At 72.7% G+C, this 20,241-nt stretch carries 18 protein-coding genes; 7 read left to right on the forward strand and 11 right to left on the reverse strand.

Annotation, left to right across the window (positions count from 1 at the left end; all coding sequences use genetic code 11):
• Positions 1-70: 70 nt before the first annotated feature.
• From ccmI to ACTZWW_RS06645, 4 genes are read left to right on the forward strand one after another with little or no spacing between them, the layout of a single operon-like run.
• Positions 71-1,234, forward strand: a complete 1,164-nt coding sequence (gene ccmI / locus ACTZWW_RS06630; RefSeq protein WP_444780151.1) for a c-type cytochrome biogenesis protein CcmI — start codon at positions 71-73, stop codon at positions 1,232-1,234.
• A 17-nt stretch (positions 1,235-1,251) separates the two neighbouring features.
• A complete protein-coding gene (gene ccmE, locus ACTZWW_RS06635; RefSeq protein ID WP_444780152.1) occupies positions 1,252-1,743 on the forward strand; it encodes a cytochrome c maturation protein CcmE in 492 nt (163 codons plus the stop codon).
• 54 nt (positions 1,744-1,797) lie between these two features.
• Positions 1,798-3,843, forward strand: a complete 2,046-nt coding sequence (locus ACTZWW_RS06640) for a heme lyase CcmF/NrfE family subunit (protein WP_444780153.1) — start codon at positions 1,798-1,800, stop codon at positions 3,841-3,843.
• Between the two features lie 5 nt (positions 3,844-3,848).
• On the forward strand, positions 3,849-4,379 hold the full coding sequence (locus ACTZWW_RS06645; RefSeq protein WP_444780154.1) for a cytochrome c-type biogenesis protein: 531 nt from the start codon (positions 3,849-3,851) through the stop codon (positions 4,377-4,379).
• Here the strand turns inward: ACTZWW_RS06645 and ACTZWW_RS06650 are convergent.
• The 6 genes from ACTZWW_RS06650 to ACTZWW_RS06675 all read right to left on the reverse strand — a co-directional run bounded on the left by ACTZWW_RS06650 (position 4,376) and on the right by ACTZWW_RS06675 (position 11,617).
• Positions 4,376-6,574 (reverse strand): PAS domain-containing protein, encoded by a 2,199-nt coding sequence (locus ACTZWW_RS06650; protein WP_444780155.1) that lies wholly within the window; start codon positions 6,572-6,574, stop codon positions 4,376-4,378. The genes ACTZWW_RS06645 and ACTZWW_RS06650 overlap by 4 nt on opposite strands.
• 71 nt (positions 6,575-6,645) lie before the next feature.
• Positions 6,646-8,028 carry an ATP-binding protein gene (locus tag ACTZWW_RS06655; protein ID WP_444780156.1) on the reverse strand — a complete coding sequence of 461 codons (1,383 nt, stop codon included), beginning with the start codon at positions 8,026-8,028 and terminating at the stop codon, positions 6,646-6,648.
• A 14-nt stretch (positions 8,029-8,042) separates the two neighbouring features.
• The gene (locus ACTZWW_RS06660; RefSeq protein ID WP_444780157.1) at positions 8,043-8,705 is read right to left on the reverse strand and encodes a response regulator transcription factor; all 663 of its coding nucleotides are present in this window, start codon (positions 8,703-8,705) and stop codon (positions 8,043-8,045) included.
• A 12-nt stretch (positions 8,706-8,717) separates the two neighbouring features.
• Positions 8,718-9,029 (reverse strand): PepSY domain-containing protein, encoded by a 312-nt coding sequence (locus tag ACTZWW_RS06665; protein ID WP_444780158.1) that lies wholly within the window; start codon positions 9,027-9,029, stop codon positions 8,718-8,720.
• Between the two features lie 51 nt (positions 9,030-9,080).
• On the reverse strand, positions 9,081-10,025 hold the full coding sequence (locus tag ACTZWW_RS06670; RefSeq protein WP_444780159.1) for a glycine--tRNA ligase subunit alpha: 945 nt from the start codon (positions 10,023-10,025) through the stop codon (positions 9,081-9,083).
• Between the two features lie 71 nt (positions 10,026-10,096).
• Positions 10,097-11,617, reverse strand: coding sequence for a ferredoxin reductase family protein (locus ACTZWW_RS06675; RefSeq protein WP_444780160.1), 1,521 nt, complete (start codon positions 11,615-11,617; stop codon positions 10,097-10,099).
• Positions 11,618-11,795: 178 nt separating this feature from the next.
• Here ACTZWW_RS06675 and ACTZWW_RS06680 point away from each other — a divergent pair, with 178 nt between their 5' ends.
• A complete protein-coding gene (locus ACTZWW_RS06680; protein ID WP_444780161.1) occupies positions 11,796-12,908 on the forward strand; it encodes a polyheme membrane-associated cytochrome C in 1,113 nt (370 codons plus the stop codon).
• A gap of 7 nt (positions 12,909-12,915) precedes the next feature.
• On the opposite strand, the gene ACTZWW_RS06685 is transcribed toward ACTZWW_RS06680, so the two are convergent.
• Complete coding sequence (locus ACTZWW_RS06685; RefSeq protein WP_444780162.1) at positions 12,916-14,133, reverse strand: glycosyltransferase family 4 protein; 1,218 nt, start codon at positions 14,131-14,133, stop codon at positions 12,916-12,918.
• Between the two features lie 172 nt (positions 14,134-14,305).
• Here ACTZWW_RS06685 and ACTZWW_RS06690 point away from each other — a divergent pair, with 172 nt between their 5' ends.
• On the forward strand, positions 14,306-15,076 hold the full coding sequence (locus ACTZWW_RS06690) for an alpha/beta hydrolase (RefSeq protein ID WP_444780163.1): 771 nt from the start codon (positions 14,306-14,308) through the stop codon (positions 15,074-15,076).
• Positions 15,077-15,255: 179 nt separating this feature from the next.
• Here ACTZWW_RS06690 and ACTZWW_RS06695 read toward each other — a convergent pair whose 3' ends face one another.
• The 4 genes from ACTZWW_RS06695 to pgsA are packed head-to-tail and all read right to left on the reverse strand — an operon-like array spanning position 15,256 to position 17,112.
• Positions 15,256-15,744 (reverse strand): GNAT family N-acetyltransferase, encoded by a 489-nt coding sequence (locus ACTZWW_RS06695; RefSeq protein ID WP_444780164.1) that lies wholly within the window; start codon positions 15,742-15,744, stop codon positions 15,256-15,258.
• A 17-nt stretch (positions 15,745-15,761) separates the two neighbouring features.
• Positions 15,762-16,244, reverse strand: a complete 483-nt coding sequence (locus ACTZWW_RS06700) for a molybdenum cofactor biosynthesis protein MoaE (RefSeq protein ID WP_444780165.1) — start codon at positions 16,242-16,244, stop codon at positions 15,762-15,764.
• A gap of 4 nt (positions 16,245-16,248) precedes the next feature.
• The gene (moaD, locus tag ACTZWW_RS06705; RefSeq protein ID WP_444780200.1) at positions 16,249-16,500 is read right to left on the reverse strand and encodes a molybdopterin converting factor subunit 1; all 252 of its coding nucleotides are present in this window, start codon (positions 16,498-16,500) and stop codon (positions 16,249-16,251) included.
• 36 nt (positions 16,501-16,536) lie between these two features.
• Complete coding sequence (pgsA, locus tag ACTZWW_RS06710; RefSeq protein ID WP_444780166.1) at positions 16,537-17,112, reverse strand: CDP-diacylglycerol--glycerol-3-phosphate 3-phosphatidyltransferase; 576 nt, start codon at positions 17,110-17,112, stop codon at positions 16,537-16,539.
• Positions 17,113-17,258: 146 nt separating this feature from the next.
• Here pgsA and ACTZWW_RS06715 point away from each other — a divergent pair, with 146 nt between their 5' ends.
• Entirely contained in the window at positions 17,259-20,231 is a 2,973-nt protein-coding gene (locus ACTZWW_RS06715) for a bifunctional [glutamine synthetase] adenylyltransferase/[glutamine synthetase]-adenylyl-L-tyrosine phosphorylase (protein ID WP_444780167.1), read from the forward strand.
• Positions 20,232-20,241: the final 10 nt, after the last annotated feature.

The raw sequence follows: 20,241 nt of genomic DNA on the forward strand, positions 1-20,241 counted from the left end.
CCCGTGCGTGACACCGTGTCGCCGAACGCTAGCATCGTGCCGCCACGGACGACGCTGTACATTCCGGCCCATGACGATCTGGATCCTCTTCGCGCTCATGACGGGCGCCGCCGTGCTGGCGGTGCTCGTGCCCCTGTCGCGCCGCAAGGCGGCCGAGGCGGCGGACGCCGCCGAGAGCGAGCGGCTGTTCTACGAGGACCAGACCGCCGAGATCGAGCGCGACCACGGGCGCGGCCTGATCACGGCCGAGGAGATGCGTGCGGCCAAGGCGGAGGCGGCGCGCCGACTGATCCGCGCGACGGCGCAGGCTCCCGTCCCGCAGGAGACGGTGGACGAGCCGGCGCTGCGCAGGCGCCGCGCGGCCTCGGCCGTGGCGCTCTCGTCGGTGCCGCTGCTGGCGCTCGCGGTCTACGGCGCCTACGGCTCGCCGCACCTGCCGGCGCAGCCGCTCTCCGCGCGTCTCGAGCAGACGATCGACCCGCGCAACCTCGACATCGCCGAGGCGGTGGCGCGCATCGAGACGCACCTCGCCGAGGAGCCGGACGACGGCCGCGGCTGGGACGTGCTCGGCCCCGTCTACATGCGCCAGGGCCGCTTCGAGGACGCCGCGCGCGCCTACGCCAACGCGCTGCGCCTCCTCGGTCCCGATTCCGCGCGCCTGGCGAACCTCGGCGAGGCGCTCGTCAATGCCGAGGGCGGCGTGGTCAAGGCCCGCGCCCGCGAGGCCTTCGAGCAGGCGCTCGCCCTCGACGAGAACCATCCCAAGGCGCGCTTCTATCTCGCCCAGGCACGCGAGCAGGAAGGCGACGTCGCCGGCGCCCGCGCGGCCTACGAGGAGATCGTGCGTCGCTCGCCCCCCGACGCCCCCTGGCTGGACGTCGTCGGCGAGCGGCTCGTCGCCGTCGGCGGCGCGCCGATCGAGCGGCGCCCGCCCTTCGCCGGCGCGCCGGGCTCGGAAGCCGGCGCGGCCCTCGCGGCGCTGCCCGAGGCCGATCGCCTTGCGGCGATCGGCGGCATGGTGGAAGGCCTCGCGGCACGCTTGAAGGAAGAGGGCGGGAGCGCCGACGAATGGGTGCGGCTGTTGCGCTCCTACGCCGTGCTGGGCGACCGGGATCGCGCGCAGATCGCGCTCGGGGAAGCCCGTGCGGCGCTCGCCGGCGATCCCGCCGCCGTCGCCACGCTCGACGCGGCGGCTGCGGAGATGGGGCTCGGCGCGGCCGCGCCGAGGCAGTAGCGGGAGTGGGGACCGGGATGACGAGGAAGCAACGCCGCCTGACGATGATCGCCGCCGCCGGCGCGACGCTGGCGATCGCGCTCGGCCTCGTCCTGTGGGCGATGAGCGACACGATCGTCTTCTTCCGCGCGCCCTCGCAGGTGGTGAGCGAGGGCGTCGAGCCCGGCGTGCGCTTCCGGCTCGGCGGGCTCGTCGAGGCCGGCTCGGTCGAGCGCCACGGCGACCAGGTCACCACCTTCGCGGTGGGAGACGGCGCCGGGACGGTCACCGTGCGCTACCGCGGCCTCCTGCCCGATCTGTTCCGCGAGGGCCAGGGCGTCGTCACCGAAGGGCGGCTCGACGCCACGGGGCTCTTCGTCGCGGACACGGTTCTCGCGCGCCACGACGAGAACTACATGCCGCGCGAGGTCGCGGACGCGCTGAAGGCGAATGGCCTGTGGCAGCACGACGGCCCCGCCGTGCGCCCCGCGGCCGCCCGCGACCTGCCGAGCCATACCCCCACGCAGTGACGGCCCCGACGCCGTCGCCCGCCACGTTCGCGAGATGATGAGGAACGCGCCGCGATGCTGATCGAAGCCGGACATTTCGCGCTCGCCCTGGCGCTCGGCCTCTCCGTCGTCCAGTTCCTGGTGCCGCTGTGGGGGGCGCGCACGAACGACGCGACCCTGATGAGCGTCGGCCCGCCCGCGGCGATCGGCGTCTTCGCGCTGGTGCTGTTCTCGTTCGGCGTGCTGTCCTTCGCCTATGCCACGTCGGACTTCTCGCTCGCGAACGTGGTCGCGAACTCGCACTCGCAGAAGCCGTTCGTCTACAAGCTCACCGGCGTGTGGGGGAACCACGAGGGCTCTATGCTGCTCTGGATCCTCATCCTGGCGCTGTTCGGCGCGCTGGTCGCGGTGGCGAGGAACGCCGTGCCGCCGAAGCTGCGCGCCAACACGATCGCGATGCAGGGTCTCGTCACCATCGCCTTCCTGCTCTTCCTCCTGATCACCTCGAACCCGTTCGAGCGCCTGTCGCCGGCGCCGTTCGAGGGGCAGGACCTCAATCCCTTCCTGCAGGACCCCGGCCTCGCGATCCACCCGCCGCTGCTCTACATCGGCTATGTCGGCTTCTCGATCACCTTCGCCTTCGCCATGGCGGCGCTGATCGAGGCCAAGATCGACGCGGTGTGGGCGCGGGCGGTGCGGCCGTGGACGCTCACCGCCTGGGGCTTCCTCACGCTGGGCATCGCCATGGGCTCGTACTGGGCCTACTACGAGCTCGGCTGGGGCGGCTGGTGGTTCTGGGACCCGGTCGAGAACGCCTCGCTGATGCCGTGGCTCGCCGGAACGGCGCTGATTCACTCGACCGTCGTCATGGAGAAGCGCGACGCGCTGAAGGTCTGGACGATCCTCCTCGCGATCCTGACCTTCTCGCTCTCGCTGCTGGGCACCTTCCTGGTGCGCTCGGGCGTGCTCACCTCCGTGCACGCCTTCGCGGTCGATCCCGACCGCGGGCTGTTCATCCTCGGCATCCTCGTCTTCTTCATCGGCGGCTCGCTGGCCTTGTTCGCCTGGCGCGCGCCGATGCTCAAGCAGGGCGGCATCTTCGCGCCGGTCTCGCGCGAGGGCGCGCTCGTCCTCAACAACCTCTTCCTGTCCACCGCCTGCGCGACGGTGTTCATCGGCACGCTCTATCCGCTCGCCCTCGAGTCGCTGACGGGAGCGAAGATCTCGGTCGGCGCGCCCTTCTTCAACGCCACCTTCCTGCCGATCGTGGTGCCGCTCCTCCTGCTCCTGCCGTTCGGCCAGGTCGTCGCCTGGAAGCGCGGCGACGTCGCGGGCATCACGAGCCGGCTCTACGTCGCGGCCGGGCTCGCCATCCTGGCGACGGTCGCGGTCTACGCGGTGACCTTCGGCGGGCCGGCGCTCGCGCCGCTCGGCGTGGGGCTCGGCGTCTTCCTCGTGCTCGGCGCCTTCAACGAGGTGGCGACCCGCGCCTGGCAGGGCGGATCCGGCGGCCTCGCCCACGCGGCGAAGCGCGCGTTCGGGCTGCCACGCTCGACCTGGGGCACGGTTCTCGCCCATGCGGGCGTCGGCGTCACCGTCATCGGCATCGCCGCGACCGCATGGTCCGTGGAGCGGATCGTCTCCATGACCCCGGGAGACGTCCAGCCGATCGCCGGATACGAGGCCCGGCTCGAAGGCGTCTTCCCGCGCACGCTGCACAACTACAACGAAGACGTGGCGCGCTTCACCCTGCTCGACGACGGGCGCGAGATCGCGCAGCTCGAGACGATGAAGCGGATGTATCCGGCGCGCGGCATGTCGACCACGGAAGCGGGCCTCGTCACCTTCGGCTTCAGCCAGGTCTACATCTCCTTCGGCGAGATCCAGCCGGACGGGTCGCTCGGTGTGCGGCTCTACTACAAGCCGTGGATCCTGCTGATCTGGATCGGCTCGGTGATCATGGCGCTCGGCGCCGCGCTCGCCCTGACCGACCGTCGCTACCGCGTCGGCGCGCCCGTTCGCGCCAGAGGCGGACCGCGCGAGAGCGGGCCGCGCGAGCGCGGATCGCCGACGAGGCGTCCCGCCGCCGGCGGCGCCACCTCCGCCGTCCCCGCGGAGTGAGGCCGATGCGCACCGTCCCATCCGCGCTCGCACGCCCATTCGCGCTCGCACGCCTCGCCGTGCCCCGCGTCGCCTTCGCCGCCATGCTGGCGCTCGCTGCGCTCGTCGCCCCCGCCATGGCGCTCGGCCCCGACGAGATCCTCGACGACCCCGCGCTCGAGGAGCGCGCGCGCGAGGTCTCGAAGGGCCTGCGCTGCCTCGTCTGCCAGAACCAGTCGATCGACGATTCGGACGCGCCGCTGGCGCGCGACCTGCGCACGCTGGTGCGCGAGCGAATCGAGGCGGGGGACACGAACGACGAGGTCGTCGACTTCGTCGTCGATCGCTACGGCGACTTCGTGCTGCTGCGCCCGCCGGTCAACGCCTACACCATCATGCTGTGGGGCGCCCCGACGCTGGTCTTGATCGCGGGTGCTGTGGGCCTGTTCCTGACGGTTCGCCGACGCCGCGTCGCCACCGACGCGCCGACCGCGGCCGGCCTGTCCGCGGAGGAGGAGGCGGCGCTCGCCAGGATCCTGGAGCGGGAGGGGCGCTAGTTCCGCTCGGCGGCCTGCGGCTCAGCCTCGATGCCGCGCGTCAGGCGGGCGAGCGGGAAAGCGAAGGAGACGCGCGTCCCGTCCCCGCCGGAGACGACGCGTGGTGCGCCGCCGAGGGAGGTCGACAGCCGCGCGAGCAATCGCGTCCCCAGCCCCTCGCGGACGATCCCGGGATCGTAGCCGACGCCGTCGTCGCCCACACAGAGATGCAGATCCGCGCCCGAGACCACGGCTCGGATCGTCACCCGCCCTTCGTCGCGGCCGACGAACGCGTATTTCAGGGCGTTCGTGGCGATCTCGTTGACGACCATGCAGAGCGTCACCGCCTGGGTGGTGAGGACCTCGACCTCGTCGGCCTCGAGCGCCAGCGCCACCCGCGGCCCAGCGCTGGAGCGCAGCGCGCCGCACATCTCCCCCAGCGCATCGCGCAGCGAAACCGTCTCGAGCCGGTCGGGATCGACCCGCAGAACGTCGTGGACGGCGGCGATCGTCATCAGCCGCTGGCGCGCGTCCACCAGCTGCGACCGTGCGCCTTCGGGCGCCGCCCTCGCCTGCATCGAGAGGAGGTTGCCCAGCAGCTGGAAATTGTTCTTCACGCGGTGGTCGAGCTCGCGCAGCAAGGTGCGCTGCTGGTCGAGCAGCCTGTCGCGCTCGGCGACGGCGTCCGCGAGATCGACCTCCAGCCGCTTCCTGTCGGTGACGTCGCGCCACACGGCGACGAAGCCGTCGCCCAGCTTGGCGGCGCTGATGTCGAAGGCGCGGATCAACTTCCGCCCGGCGTACGCGTCGGAATAGAAGACCGATTCCTTGCGCAGCGGCTTCCCGGTCTCGACCAGCGCCACGTAGTCGTCGAACAGCCCGCTCGTGCGATGCGCGGGCAGTATCTCGCACAGGCCGCGCCCGATCTGCGACTCGCGCGGCATGGCGTTGGCGTCGCAGGCGGCGTCGTTGACGTACTCGACCCGGAAGTCGCGGATGTGCCCGTTCTCGTCGCGGATGGCGGAGTACACGCCGAGGCAGTCGAGTATGCTCTCGACGGTGGTGTGGAAGCGCTCCTTTTGTGCCGCGAGCTCCGACTCGCGCCGCGCTGCCTCCGTGACGTCGGTCGCCGCGCAGGCGACGCCGACGACGGCGTCGGTCCGCGGATCGATCGTCGGCTCGATGAAGACGTCGTAGACGCCGACGTGCCCGGCCGGCGTCCTGATCTCGACCACGTCGCGCACGGCCTCGCGCGCTGCCATGGCGCGGCGCTTCAGCGCGACGACGCGCGCGGCGGACGGCGCATCCATGAAGTCGGCGTCCGTACGGCCCGTGTAGGCCTCCGGCGCATTGCCCAGGAGCGGGTTGAAGACCCAGAGGTAGCGCAGGTCACCGTCCTGCTCGAAGACGGTCGTCGGCGCGTTCGAGAGTGCGACGCGGAAGCGCTCCTCGCTGCGGGCGAGGCGGCTCGCCACCCGTCGGCGCTCGGTGACGTCGTGGAAGACGAGCACGACGTCACCGTCTCCGCCGGCGTCGTCGATGCGGGCCGCGGAGACCTGGACCCAGATCTCGTCTGCGGCGTGGGCGAGGCGCGCCTCGAAGAGCGCCTCGCGCCGCGTGCCGGAGGCGATCTCGGCGAGCGCGTCGCGCGCCTCGTCGGGAAGAATGGCGAACGCGTCCGGGATCCGCTCCGGCAGGTCCCGCCCGAGGAGGCGCGCGAGCGCCGGATTGCCGAAGACGAGGCGCCCGTCGGCACGCATCTTGGCGACGCCGACCGGCGCGTGCTCGAAGCAGGACCGGAACGACAGCTCCGCCTCGTCGAGGACCGCGCGCGGAGACCGCTCGACGACGACGCCGACCATCTTCTCCGCGTGCCCGTTCGCATCGACGAGGACCGTCCCCGAGGCGAGCAGGCGCCGAACGCCGCCGTCTCGGTTCACGCGAAACTCGGTCGTGAAGGGGCCGGGTTCCAGTCGCAGGCGCGCATTGTCCGCGACCCAGCGGGCGCGATCGTCCGGGTGCACGCTCGCGCGTGCCGCCTCGACTGTGATCTCGCGGGCGGGATCGAGGCCGTGGAGCTCGGCGAACCGGCGCGTTCCCGTCACGCGGCCGGTCGCGAGATCGTGCTCGAAGGCGGCCACGCCGAGCGTGCTCTCGAGGCTGTCCCACGACGTCGTCCGCGTCGCATCGCCCGGCGGTTGATCGTCCCACGTCACTGCCGACCCCGTCCGTTCGTGAGCGGCGGCATCCTACAGGAATCCTGTCGCACCGCAACGCCGCGTGCTGTTCAGCCCACGTCGCCGGGCAGGTCCAGCGTCGCCGAGAGCCCACCCATCGCGCTTTCACCGAGCGTGAGGGAGCCCCGATAGAGTGCCGCGAGATCGGCCACGATTGACAGCCCGAGCCCCGAGCCCGGCACGCTCTCGTCGAGCCGCTTGCCGCGCTCGACCATTTCCGCGCGGCGGTCCGCCGGTACGCCCGGTCCGTCGTCCTCGACGACGAGCAGGAGCCGCGGGCGCTCGGCGTCGCCCGACGCCTCGGCGCGCAGCACGACTCGCCCCCTCGCCCACTTCGCCGCGTTGTCGAGGAGGTTGCCGAGCATCTCCTCGAGATCCTGCCTCTCGCCGCGGAAGCGCGCCTCCTCGGGCGCCTCGAGCGCGAGATCGAGGCGCTTTGCCGCGTGGATCTTGGCGAAGGCGCGCATCAGCGAGGCCGCGACCGGCGCGACCGGCGTCACGGTGCCGAGCGTACCGACCTGGGCGGCGGCGCGGGCGCGGTCGAGATAGTAGCCGATCTGCCGGCGCATGGTCTCGGCCTCGGCCTCGACCACCTCGGCGAGCGGCCCCCCGCCGGCGCGGGCCTCGTTGACGAGCACCGAGAGCGGCGTCTTCAGGGCGTGCGCGAGGTTGCCGACCTGCGTGCGGGCTCGCTCCAGGATGTCCCGGTTCGAGCCCAGCAGAAGATTGATCTCGCCGGCGAGCGGGGCGATGTCGTGCGGGTAGTCGCCCGAGACCGTCTCCGCGTCGCCGCGGCGGATCGCGACGACGCCGGCGCGCAGGCGCGCGAGCGGCCGCAGGCCGAAGCGGATCTGGAGCAGCGTCGAGAGCCCGAGCAGGAGCCCGAGCGCGGCGAAGGTCGCGGCGAGCGCGAGCGCGAAGCGCCGCACGTCGCCGGCGATCTCGTCGGCGGGCGCGGCGACGAGCACGGTGAAGCGTGCGCCCTCCCCCGCCGCGAGCGTCCGCTCGACGGCGCGCAGCGCCTGCCCGTCCGGCCCGACGACGTAGCCCGTGCGCACGGTACCGAGCGCCGCCTGCGGCCCGTCGAGCCAGGGCAGCATCGCCCCCACCAGCGAGCGCGAGGTGTCGAGATCGCGCAGGGAGACGCCGGGGGCGCCCACCTGCCAGTAGAAGCCGGAGAAGGGCAGCTCGAACAGCGGATCGCCGGCCACGAGCGCCTCGCGCCCGGTCGCCACCTGTGAGCCCAGCGCCGTGGCGTGGACGAGGAGCCGGCTGTCGAAGCCGCGCTCGGTGGCGTCGCGGTAGAGCGCGACGAGCACGACCCCGGCGCCCACCAGGATCACCGCGCTCCAGAACAGGGCCGAGACCGCGAGGCGGACCGCGATCGAGCGGTTGGCGAGCGGGCGAGCGGGGAGGCGCTTTTCGAGGCGCATGGCGGTCTCGCGCCTCAGGCGCCCTCCTCGACCACGTAGCCGAGCCCGCGCATGGTCTTGATCACGTCGACGCCGAGCTTCTTGCGCAGGCGCCCGACGAAGACCTCGATCGTGTTCGAGTCGCGGTCGAAATCCTGGTCGTAGAGATGCTCGGTCAGCTCCGCGCGGGAGACGATCCGCCCCTTGTGGTGGATCATGTAGGCGAGAAGACGGTACTCGTGGCTCGTCAGCTTGACGGGCATGTCGTCGACGAGCACGCGGCCGGCGCGGGTGTCGAGCGTCACCCGCCCGCAGACGATCTCGGAGGTGGCGTGCCCGGCGGCGCGACGCACCAGCGCGCGCACGCGCGCCAGCAGTTCCTCGACGTGGAAGGGCTTCGTCACGTAGTCGTCCGCCCCCGCATCGAAGGCCTGGACCTTCTCGCTCCAGCGGTCGCGGGCGGTGAGGATGAGCACCGGCATGACCTTGCCCTCCCGCCGCCAGGCGGAGAGCACGGAGACGCCGTCGGTCTTGGGCAGGCCGAGATCGAGGATGACGCAGTCGTAGGGCTCGGTCTCGCCGAGGAACTGGCCCTCCTCGCCGTCGAAGGCCTTGTCGACGACGTAGCCGGCGTCGGTCAGCGCCGAGACGATCTGGCGGTTGAGGGAGGCATCGTCCTCCACGACGAGCACGCGCATGAGCCGACCTCCTCAGTTCACCGAGACGACGCCGCCGGAGCCGGCGTCGACGATCACCGTCACGAAGCGCCCGTCGCCGCCCAGCGCCGCGATGCGGTAGACGAGCCCGCCGCCGCCGGGGCACAGGTCGACCTGCGTGACCTGCGCGCCGGGCACCGCGCCCTCCGCCGCCCGCACCGCCGACACCGCCGGCACGACCCGCCCCGCCGCCACCGCCTCCCGGGTCTCCCCGGGAGACAGGCAGGCTTGCGCCGACGCCGGCGCGGGCGCCGCCGCGAGGCCTAGGAGGAGGGCGATCAGGGGGAGGGCGAGACGGGTGCGCATGACGGCATCATAGCTACCCGGCCCGCGCTGAACAGGCCGTGAATGCGGCGTTCAGGCCGCCGCCGCGCCGTCCGCCCGCGCCCCGCCCGCCTCCGTCCTGAGCCATGCCGCGCCGCAGGCCTTGGCCAGCTCGCGGACACGCAGGATGTAGCTCTGGCGCTCCGTCACCGAGATGACGCCGCGGGCGTCGAGCAGGTTGAAGGCGTGGGAGGCCTTGATGCACTGGTCGTAGGCCGGCAGCACCATGAGATGCCGCTCGCCGGCCTCGCCCGCCTCGAGGTACTTGCGGCAGGCGGCCTCGGCGTCCTTGAAGTGGCGAAACAGCATCTCGACGTCGGCGTGCTCGAAATTGTGGCGCGAATATTCCTTCTCCGCCTGGAGGAAGACGTCCCCGTAGGTGACCTTCTCCGCGCCCTCGCGGCCGTTGAAGTTGAGGTCGTAGACGTTCTCGACGCCCTGGACGTACATGGCGATACGCTCGAGCCCGTAGGTCAGCTCGCCCGAGACCGGCGCGCACTCGAAGCCGCAGGCCTGCTGGAAATAGGTGAACTGGCTCACCTCCATGCCGTCGCACCAGCATTCCCAGCCGAGACCCCAGGCGCCGAGCGTCGGGCTCTCCCAGTCGTCCTCGACGAAGCGCACGTCGTGGAGCATCGGGTCGAGCCCGATGGCGGCGAGCGAGCCGAGGTAGAGGTCCTGGATGTCCGGGGGGCTGGGCTTCAGGACGACCTGGAACTGGTAGTAGTGCTGGAGCCGGTTCGGGTTCTCGCCGTAGCGCCCGTCCTTCGGCCGCCGGGAGGGCTGGACGTAGGCGGCGCGCCAGGGCCGCGGCCCGAGCGAGCGCAGCGTCGTCGCCGGATGGAAGGTCCCCGCCCCCACCTCGAGGTCGTAGGGCTGGAGCACGACGCAGCCCTGCTCCGCCCAGAAGCGCTGCAGCGTCAGGATCAGGCCCTGGAACGAGCGTCTCGGATCCATGTGGGGGGCGGTGGCGGTCATGACGGCCTCTCGAGCGGCTTGGGCGCGAGTGGGATGGAGAGGGCGGGCGGGGAAGTCAAGCGGGGGCGCGCTCACGCGAGGAGCGCGAACAGGCCCGCGAGCGCCACGAGGCCCGCGCCGACGGCCGTGATGACGAGCGCGCGCCGCCGATCCCGGCGCGAGCGCCCGCCCGAGCCGTAGTCGAAGCGCTCGTAGACGACGTTGCGAGACGGCATGCCGATGTCGAGCAGCGTGTCGGAGACGCCCGTCACCATCGGGCCGGGCCCGCACAGGAAGGCGACGGTGCGCGCGAGGTCGAGCCCGCGCAGGAGCCCCGCGAGCCGCTCCCGGTCGAGCCGGCCGACGGCACCGTCCCAGGCTTCCGCGTCGGTCTCGCTGACGAGCACGATCTCGAGGTCGAGGATCGAGGCGGCGGCGCGGATCTCGTCGAGGCAGGCGAAGTTCTCCGGCCGCCCGGCGGCGTAGGCGACGCGGATGGGGCGCGGGTCGCGCCGGGCGGCGAGATCGCGCAGGAGCCCCATGATCGGCCCGATGCCGGCGCCGCCGGCGATCAGGACCACGGCGTCGCACGGGTGCGCGTCGAGCGTGAAGACACCGTAGGGCCCGTCGATGCCGATCGGCGTGCCGGGCGCGAGCGCGCCGACGCGGCTCGTGAAGTCGCCGGCCTCCTTGACGATGAGGCTCAGCCCGGGGCGCAGCGGGCTGTCGGCGATGGAGAAGGGATGGTCGAGGAGCGGGAAGCGGCGCGCACCCTCCGTCATCCAGACGAACTGGCCGGCGCGGTAGGTGAAGGGCGGGTTGCCGGCGGCGGGCTGGATGTCGAGCTCCCACATCCGGTCGGCCTTGCGCGTCACCGAGGCGAGCCGCCAGGGCCGGCGGTGGAGCGCCGCCCAGCGCCAGCCGTAGAGCACGGCGATCACCGCGACCGCGCCGAGCGCCACCGCCCCCCAGAACAGGTTGACCGGTCCCGCCGCGCTGAACCGGCCGACCGTGATCGCGTGGTGCAGCCCGCCGCCGACGGCGAGCAGGGCGAGCACGAGGTGGCTGCCGCGCCAGCTCTCGTAGCGCCAGGGAAGCCGCTCGCGCAGCGCCCCGCCGACGACGAGGAGCGCCAGCGCCGCGAGCGCCACGACGCCGCTGCGATAGTGCGGCGCCGTCAGGTAGGCGACGAGCCGCTCGCGCCCGAGCGCGGGATCGGCGAGCCAGGTCGGCAGCACGTAGAGGAGCGGGTGCGCGAGCAGTGCGACCAGGATCCACCAGGCGATCACCTTGTGGAAGGCCATGATCCGGTCGATGCCGAGCCGCCCGGACGCGGCATCGAAGCGCCCCGACGTGACGAGCTGCACCGTCATCGCAGCGAGCGCCACGAGGCCGAGCCCGCTCGCGACCTTCTCCCATGCCGCGAGCGGGGCCGCCTCGCCGAGCGTCGCGAGGGCCAGCACCAGCGTGGTGCCGCAGAAGACGAGGTAGAGCGCCGCCAGGGCGGGGCCGGGCAGGCGCGGGAGGCGGGCGGGTCGGAGGGTCGATCCGCCCGCGGGCGCCCCCCCGGTGTCGGGGTCGCGCGGTCTCGTGGCGGCGTCCTGCGTGTCCATCGCGCTCTCGGCTCGTGCACGCCGGCTTCTCGAAAGCCGGCGAGTGTAAGCCGGCTCTCGAAAACCGGCTCCGGGGAAGGCGCCGTCAGTCCACCCTGGAGCCTTGCCAAGGTCAAGGCGTTGCCGCACCCTGTCTCAGGTTCGGCTCGACTTTCTGCGCGACGACGGGAGATGTGCCATGGGGACCGCCTGGGTGTGGAACGGACGTCTCGCCATGCTCGCCCTCCTGGCGCTCATCGTCGCGCCTTGGCAGGCGCAGGCGCAGGGCGGCGCGGGGTCGAGCGAGCTCGACCGTCTCGCCGCCATCGTCGAACGCTGGCTCGCCTCGCCGCACGGGGACTACCACTCGGGCTCGTTCACGCACTGGAACGCAGAGGGCGAGGTGCCGGTCGCCTGCGCCGCCTGCCACTCCCAGCCGGGCTTCGTCGACTTCATCGGCGCCGACGGCAGCGCGGCGGGCGCGGTCGACGCGCCGGCCGCGATCAACGCGCCGATCGGCTGCGCCTCCTGCCACACGCAGGCGGCGCACGCGCTCGACGCGGTGACCTTTCCTTCCGGCGTCGTGATCGACGCGCTCGATGCCTCGGCGACCTGCACGGTCTGCCACCAGGGCCGCCAGTCCGGCGACGCCGTGACCGCCGCGACCGCGGGGCTCGAGCCGGACACGGTCTCCGCGGATCTCTCCTTCCTCAACATCCACTACGGCGTCGCGGCGGCTACGATGCACGGCTCGGACGTGCGCGGCGGGTTCCAGTATCCGGGCTTCTCCTACGCGCAGACGTTCGAGCACGTGCCGAGCGCCGCGACCTGCGTCGCCTGCCACCAGCCGCATACGACCCAGGTCGCGACCGAGTCGTGCTTCGCCTGCCACCAGGGCGTGGACGACATCCGGGCGATCCGCATGCGCCATGCGGATTTCGACGGCAACGGCGATCGCTCGGGCGGCATCCGCTCGGAGATCCAGGGCCTCCACGCCATGCTCTACGACGCGATCCGCACCTACGCGGCCGACGTCGCCGGCGCGCCGATCGTCTACGCCGACGGCTTCCCCTATTTCTTCGCCGATGCGGACGGGGACGGGACGATCGCGCCGGAGGACGCGATCCCGCCCAACCGATACGCGAGCTGGACGCCGCGCCTGCTGGCGGCGGCCTACAATTATCAGGCGGTGAAGAAGGACCCCGGCGGCTGGGTGCACAATCCCGCCTACCAGATCCAGCTCCTGCACGACAGCCTGCTCAGCCTGTCCGACAGCGTACCGGTGGACACCGCGGGCCTGCGGCGGCCGTGACGCGCCCTCAGCCGCTCCGGCGCGCCAGCAGCGTCGCGTAGACGTCGAGCGTGTCCGCGACCATGCGGTCCAGCGAGAAGTGCCGCTCGACGTGGAGCCGCGCGCGCAGCGCCATCGCCTCCCGGGCGCTGGCGCCGAGCGTGAGCGCCTCGGCGATCGCGTCGGCGAGCGCCTCGGCGTCTCCTGCGGCGACGCGCCAGCCGGTGCGCTGGGCGGGCTCCACCTGGGGCGGGGCGAGCACGGTCTCGGGCACGGCGCCGAGATCCGACACCACGACGGGCGTGCCCATCGCCTGCGCCTCCACGGCCGAGCGGCCGAAGGCCTCCGGCTCCGTCGAGGGCACCGTCACCACGGACGCGCCGAGGAAGGCGGCGGGCATGTCCGTGCAATGACCCACCCGCCGCACGAAGTCGGCGACGCCACGCGCGGCGACGAGCCCGTCGAGCTCGCGCACGTAGCCCTCGCGTCCCTGCGGATCGCCGGCGAGCACGAAGACGACGTCGGTGAGACCCCAGCTCTTGAGGCGGGCGGCCGCCTCGATCAGCACGGCCTGGCCCTTCCAGCCGGTGAGGCGGGCGGCGAGCAGCACGACCCGCTGGTGCGGCGCGACGCCCCATTCCGCCCGCAGCGCCTCGATCCGCTCCGGCGCGACGGCGGAGGGGGCGTAGGCGGATAGATCCGTACCGCGGTGGATCACCCGCAGCCGCGGCTCGGCCTCCGGGTAGAGGCCCGCGATCAGCCCGGCCGTGTAGTGCGAGTTGGCGATGACGATGTCGCCGCGCGCCATGATGCGGTTGTAGCGATGCTTCAGGCCGGTGCGGCTCTGGTAGGAGCCGTGGTAGGTCGTCACGAAGGGCAAAGACAGCGCCCGCGCGGCGCCGAGGGCCGACCAGGCCGGCGCCCGCGAGCGGGCGTGGATCAGCACGACACCCTCGTCGAGAGACAGCCGCGCCAGCCGGCGCACGTTGCGCAGCATCGAGAGCGGGTTCTTCGTCGCCGCCGGGAACGGCACCCAGATGCCGCCCTTGGCCTGGAGCTCGCCGACGAGTCGCCCACCCTCGGTCGCGACGAGGGCGCGCGCGCCCACCGCGGCGAGACCGGCCGCGACGTCGACGGCCGTGCGCTCGGCGCCGCCGGCCTCGAGCTCCGGGATGATCTGCAGGATCGTGCGCCCGGCGAGCGGATGGGCGGCGGGATCGTAGACGACGTCGCGCGCGGCGCTCATGCGGCGCCTCGCGCGCCGGGCGCCCCGCGTGCTATGGCACGGGTCGGAGGCTGGCACGGCCGTGGCGAACGCGGTGACATGGGGCGGGCCTCGAGCATGGCGCGGTGCGGCTGCGGCCCGCGCGCGGATCTACGCAGTAACGCCTGAAACAGCGTTGAGGTTTGGTAAAACCATGGCGGAAATGATCGACATCGGCACCGGCTCGGCGGCGCGGCGCATCGCGGTGGAGGCGCGTGCCGCGACGAGCCGGCCGGATTCGCCCCCCGTCGTCTGGCTCGGCGGCTTCCGCAGCGACATGCGCGGCGGCAAGGCCGAGCGGCTCGATGCCTTCTGCGAACGCACCGGCGGCGCCTGTGTGCGCTTCGACTACACGGGGCATGGCGAATCGGGCGGGCGCTTCGTGGACGGCACGATCTCGCTGTGGCTCGAGGACGCGCTCGGCGTCATCGACCGCTTCGTCGACCGGCCGCCGGTCCTGGTGGGCTCCTCCATGGGCGGCTGGATCGCCCTCCTCGTCGCGCGCGCCCTCGCGGGCACCCCGAGGGCACCGGCGGGCATGGTGCTGATCGCGCCGGCGGCGGACTTCACCGAGCGCCTGATGTGGGCGCATTTCCCGGAAGGGGTGCGCGACACGATCCTGCGCGAGGGCGTGTTCCACGCCCCCTCCGACTACGGCGAGCCGACGCCGATCACCCGGGCGCTGATCGAGGACGGCCGCCGGCACCTGCTGATGGACGGCCCCATCGCCACCGGCTGCCCCGTCCACATCCTCCAGGGCATGAAGGACCCCGACGTCCCCTGGCGCCACGCGGTGGAGACCATGGAGGCGATGGCCTCCGATTCGGTGACGATGACGCTGATCAAGGACGGCGACCACCGCCTCTCGCGGGAGGAGGACCTGGATCGGCTGGAGGCGGCGGTGGCGCGGATGGTCGAGGGATGAAATCGGGGCTCCCCGTCGACGCCACGCTCCACCGCCTCCTCCCCGCAGGGGAGGACGGAGGCTGCAGGCCGGAGGGTAGGGAGGGCGGCGGGCCGGCTCGCAGGACTTTCGAACGGCCCCACCGCCCGCGCGTTCCGCGCGGACTCCTCCCCTCCGGGGAGGAAGCGGGAGCGCGCCCTTCACAACCTTCTATACATGACCAGCGCGTCCACCTCCCCCATCGTCGGATGGGCGAAGGCGGCCGGCAGGCGGCCGACGGTGTCGAAGCCGAGGCTCTCCCAAAGCCGCACCGCCCGTTCGTTGGTGGAGACGACGAAGTTGAACTGCATCGCGCGGAAGCCGCGGCGGCGGGCCTCCTCCAGCGAATGCGCCGCCATCGCCCGCGCGACGCCCCGCCCGGCCGCCTCCGCCGCGGTGACGTAGCCGCAATTGGCCACGTGCGCCCCTCCCCCGCGCTGGTTGGCGCGCAGGTAGTAGGTCCCCAGCACCGCCCCCGCCTCGTCCTGCGCGACGAAGGTCGCGTGCGCCGGCGCGAGCCAGTAGGAGAGCGCGTCCGCGCGGCCCATGTCGCGGTCGAGCGTGTAGGTGTCTCCGGCGCGGATCATCGGCGCGAGGATGCGCCAGAGCGCGTCGGCGTCGGCCTCGGGATGGGCGGGGCGGATGCGCATGGACGTCCCCGATCGGCTCAACGCACCCACCGGTCCGCCGCCCGCTCGTCCTCGGCCTTGGAGGCGACCCAGCCGCCGGCTTCCGCCTCGCCGGCGGGGTGCTCGCGCTTCCAGAACGGAGCCTTGGTCTTCAGCCAGTCCATCATGAAGTCGGCGGCCTCGAAGGCGGCGCGGCGGTGGGGGGAGGCGGCGACCACGAGGACGATCTCCTCGCCGGGGCGGATGACGCCGTAGCGGTGAATGGCGACGAGGCCCTGGAGCGGGAAGCGCCGCGCCGCCTCGCCCGCGACCCGGGCGATCTCGGCCTGGGCCATGCCCGGATAGTGCTCGAGCTCGAGAGCCGCGAGGCGCCCGTTCTCGTCGCGGCACAGCCCGGTGAAGGTCACGACCGCACCCACGTCGGTGCGCCCGCGCACCAGCGCCGCGGCCTCCGCCGCGGCCTCGAATGGCTCGGCCTGGATGCGGACGATCGGCACGATCGCGGGGCTCGCCTCGTCCACGGCCTCAGCCTCCCGTCATCGGCGGGAAGAAGGCGATCTCGCCCGCCCCGGTGATCACCGCGTCGCGGTGGACGTGGAGCTGGTCCATGGCGGCGCGGATCACGGTCTCGTTCTCGAAGGCGTAGGCGTATTCCTCGCCGCGGCCCTTGAGCCAGCCGACGAGGTCGGCGATCGTGGTCACGTCCGCGGGCGGCTCGACGACCTCCTCGGTCTTGCCGATACGCTCGCGCACCCAAGCGAAATAGAGGATCTTCACTGCCATCGCCCCGCTCCCGAGCTCACCGTCCCGCTCTCAGTCCTCGACCAGATGGCGCAGTCCCGCGCGCATGTAGTCCCATCCCGTCCACAGCGTCAGCAGCGCCGCCGCCCACAGGAGCACGAGGCCCGTCACCGTCGTCGGCGGGAACACCACGTCCCCCGCGGGTCCCGCGACGAGGAAGCCGAGCGCCACGAGCTGGAGGGTGGTCTTGTACTTCGCCACCCGCGACACCGGCACCGAGACCTTGAGGTCGGCGAGGAACTCGCGCAGGCCCGACACGAGGATCTCGCGCAGGAGGATGACGATCGCCGCCCAGATGTTCCAGCCCGCGATCGTCCCGTGCGCGACGAGCATCATCAGCACGGCCGCCACGAGCAGCTTGTCGGCGATCGGGTCGAGCATGCGCCCGAGCGCCGACTGCTGATTCCAGGCGCGGGCGAGATACCCGTCGAAATAGTCCGTGATCGCGGCGGCGACGAAGATTCCGAGCGCCCACCAGCGCGCCCACGTGTCGTTGGGCCAGAACAGCAGCACGACCACGGCCGGCACGGCGAGGCAGCGCCCGTAGGTGAGGATGTTCGGGAGAGAGAGCGCTGTCGATCGTTTCATGCCGGATCCGGTCGCCTGCGGGCAGAGAGCACGCCGCGCGGGGGAACGTCAATCCACCGTCGGGAGGGGGAGATCGGTCGCGAACGAGCATGACACCCGGCCCCGACGGGCTATTGTCGGCGCCCCGAAGGACGAACGCCATCGCCATGACCGACACGACCTCCCTCGCCGACCGCCTCCGCGACGACTGCCCCCCCTGCTCGGCGAAGATCGCCAAGACGCGCCTCTCCGATCTGATCGAAGGTGCGCGCGCGAGAGAGGACGCCGCCGCCCTCGTCCCCCATCTCGAGAGCGGCCCGCTGCGCAATCTCGTCGGCTTGATCTTCGAGCACTCCCCCTTCCTCACGCGCCTCGCCTCGCGGCCCGAGCGCCTCGCCCGGCTGGCGCTCGCCCCGCCCGAGGAGAGCCACGCCCGCATCGTCTCCGAGCAGCGAAACCGCTTCCGTGCGGTCGCCGCCGGTGAGGCCCGCCGGGAGGACGTCGCGAAGGCGCTGCGACGGGCGCGGGCCGACCACGCGCTCCTCGTCGCGCTCGCCGACATCGGCGGCGTGTGGGACGTCGACCGGGTCGTCGCCGCGCTCTCGGACTTCGCCGACGCCTCCGTCGCGGGCGCGGCGGACACGCTCCTCGTCGAGGCGGCCGCCGCCGGCAAGCTGACCCTGCCCGATCCGGACGAGCCGGGCCGCGGCACCGGCGCGGTGATCCTCGCGCTCGGCAAGCACGGCGGGCGCGAGCTGAACTACTCGAGCGACATCGACCTCGTCGTCTTCTTCGATCCCGCCTGCCCGGCGATGAAGGATCCGATGGAGGCGCCGCCGTTCTACGCACGCTTCGCCCAGAACCTCGCCAAGATGCTGCAGGAGCGCACCGGCGAGGGCTACGTCCACCGGGTCGACTACCGCCTGCGCCCGGACCCCGGCTCGACCCCCGTCGCGGTGGCGCTGCCCTCGGCCTATTCCTACTACGAGAGCGTCGGCCAGAACTGGGAGCGCGCGGCGCTGATCAAGGCGCGACCGGTCGCGGGCGACGTCGCGCTCGGCGCACGTTTCCTCGGGGAGCTCGCACCCTTCATCTGGCGCAAGTACTTCGACTTCGCGGCGATCGCCGACGTCCACGCCATGAAGCGCCAGATCCACGCGGTGCGCGGACACGCGGAGATCGCGGTGGCCGGTCACGACATCAAGCTCGGGCGTGGCGGCATCCGCGAGATCGAGTTCTTCGTGCAGACGCAGCAGCTCGTCTTCGGCGGGCGCCGCCCTTCGCTCAGGGGTCGCCGCACGCTGGAGATGCTCGCGGAGCTCCAGGCGGAGGGCTGGATCACGGCGGAGGCCCGCGACGAGCTCGCCGCCGCCTACCGCTTCCTGCGCGGCATCGAGCACCGGCTCCAGATGGTCGCCGACGAGCAGACCCAGCGCCTGCCCGCCGACGAGGCGACGCTCAAGGGCTTCGCGCGCTTCTGCGGCTACAGGAGCACGAAGGCCTTCGGCAAGGCGCTCACCGAGGTCGCGCGCACGGTGCAGAAGCACTACGCGCTCCTGTTCGAGGAAGGGCCGGAGCTCGCCTCCGAGGCCGGCAGCCTCGTCTTCACCGGCGCGGATATCGACCCGGAGACGCTCGGCACGCTGCGCAAGATGGGCTTCCGGGACCCGGAGAAGGCGGCGGAGACCGTGCGCGGCTGGCATTTCGGGCGCCGCGCCGCGATCACCTCGGCCCGCGCCCGCGAGGTGCTCACCGAGCTGACCCCGGCGCTGCTCGCCGCGCTCGGCGGCACGGCGGACCCCGACGGCGCGCTCGAGCGGCTCGACGCCGTGTTCGGCCGCATGAAGGCCGCCGTCGAGCTGATGACGATCCTCCTCAACCACGATCGTCTCCTGACGCTCTTCGCGGACCTGCTCGGCACCGCCCCGCGCCTCGCCGACACGGTGGCGCGGAGCCCCCACGTGCTCGACGCGATCATCGACCCGGCCTTCGGCGACCCGATCGTCGACGAGGGCGAGATGCTCGCACAGGTGCGCGGGGCGCTCGGCAGCCCCGCCTCCTTCGAGGACTTTCTCGACCGGACCCGCGACGTCACCCGCCAGGCGACCTTCGTCACCGGGGCGCGGATGCTGTCGGGCGTGTTCTCGCCCGAGCGCGCCGGGCAGGCCTACGCCGCCATCGCGCAGGCGGTGGTGCAGACCTCCTACGAGGCGGTGGAGCGCGAGTTCGTGGCCGACTACGGCCGCGTACCCGGCGGGCGCATCGCCGTCCTCGGCCTCGGCCGCCTCGGCACGCGGGAGATGACCGCGACGTCCGACCTCGATCTCGTCGTGCTCTACGACTTCGACCACGAGAACCGCGAGAGCGACGGGCGCAAGGCGGTGGACGCCACGGTCTACTACACGCGCCTGACCCAGCGGCTCGTCTCGGCGCTGACCGCGCCGACCCGGCGCGGCGCGCTCTACGAGGTCGACCTGCGGCTTCGGCCCTCCGGGCGCTCCGGCCCGGTCGCGACGCAGTTCCGCGGCTTCCTCGCCTACCAGCGCGAGGACGCGGAGCTGTGGGAGCACATGGCGCTGACCCGCGCGCGGGTCGTGGCCGGCGACGGCGGCCTCGCCGCGGACGCGACCCGCGCCATCGCCGAGGTGGTGGGGCTGGCGCGCGATCCGGCCACGGTCGCCCGCGAGGTGCTCGCCATGCGCCGGCTGATCGCCCGCGAGAAGGGCGAGGGCGACGCCTGGGACATGAAGCTCGCCGCCGGCGGCCTCACCGATCTCGACTTCCTCGCCCAGGCCTTCGTGCTCGCGCACGCGCACGTGCGCCCCGGCCTCGTCGGTCTCTCACCGGGTGTCGCGCTCGCGCACGCGGGCGACTCGGGCTTCCTCACCGCGGAGGAGGCGGACGTGCTCGTTGCCGCGCAGGCGCTGCTGACGCGGGTCTTCCACTGGCAGCGCCTCACTGTGGAGGGACGCTTCGACCCCAAGAGCGCCCCGCCGGCGATCCTGCGGCGGCTGGCGGCGGAGGCCGGGGTGCCCGATCCCGCCCGCCTCTCGGCGGAGCTCGGGGAGACCCGCAAGCGGGTGCGGGAGATCTTCGAGCGGCGGTTGCAAACCATGTCCGACGGCGTTACTCGGCAATAGGACCGTTTTC

This window comes from Salinarimonas sp. NSM (genome assembly GCF_052380005.1).
Lineage (GTDB): Bacteria > Pseudomonadota > Alphaproteobacteria > Rhizobiales > Beijerinckiaceae > Salinarimonas.

Coding starts and splice junctions, on each gene's coding strand:
- ccmI (WP_444780151.1), top strand. CDS start 71: ATGACGATCTGGATCCTCTTCGCGCTCATGACGGGCGCCGCCGTGCTG.
- ccmE (WP_444780152.1), top strand. CDS start 1,252: ATGACGAGGAAGCAACGCCGCCTGACGATGATCGCCGCCGCCGGCGCG.
- ACTZWW_RS06640 (WP_444780153.1), top strand. CDS start 1,798: ATGCTGATCGAAGCCGGACATTTCGCGCTCGCCCTGGCGCTCGGCCTC.
- ACTZWW_RS06645 (WP_444780154.1), top strand. CDS start 3,849: ATGCGCACCGTCCCATCCGCGCTCGCACGCCCATTCGCGCTCGCACGC.
- ACTZWW_RS06655 (WP_444780156.1), bottom strand. CDS start 8,028: ATGCGCCTCGAAAAGCGCCTCCCCGCTCGCCCGCTCGCCAACCGCTCG.
- ACTZWW_RS06660 (WP_444780157.1), bottom strand. CDS start 8,705: ATGCGCGTGCTCGTCGTGGAGGACGATGCCTCCCTCAACCGCCAGATC.
- ACTZWW_RS06665 (WP_444780158.1), bottom strand. CDS start 9,029: ATGCGCACCCGTCTCGCCCTCCCCCTGATCGCCCTCCTCCTAGGCCTC.
- ACTZWW_RS06670 (WP_444780159.1), bottom strand. CDS start 10,025: ATGACCGCCACCGCCCCCCACATGGATCCGAGACGCTCGTTCCAGGGC.
- ACTZWW_RS06675 (WP_444780160.1), bottom strand. CDS start 11,617: ATGGACACGCAGGACGCCGCCACGAGACCGCGCGACCCCGACACCGGG.
- ACTZWW_RS06680 (WP_444780161.1), top strand. CDS start 11,796: ATGGGGACCGCCTGGGTGTGGAACGGACGTCTCGCCATGCTCGCCCTC.
- ACTZWW_RS06685 (WP_444780162.1), bottom strand. CDS start 14,133: ATGAGCGCCGCGCGCGACGTCGTCTACGATCCCGCCGCCCATCCGCTC.
- ACTZWW_RS06690 (WP_444780163.1), top strand. CDS start 14,306: ATGGCGGAAATGATCGACATCGGCACCGGCTCGGCGGCGCGGCGCATC.
- ACTZWW_RS06695 (WP_444780164.1), bottom strand. CDS start 15,744: ATGCGCATCCGCCCCGCCCATCCCGAGGCCGACGCCGACGCGCTCTGG.
- pgsA (WP_444780166.1), bottom strand. CDS start 17,112: ATGAAACGATCGACAGCGCTCTCTCTCCCGAACATCCTCACCTACGGG.
- ACTZWW_RS06715 (WP_444780167.1), top strand. CDS start 17,259: ATGACCGACACGACCTCCCTCGCCGACCGCCTCCGCGACGACTGCCCC.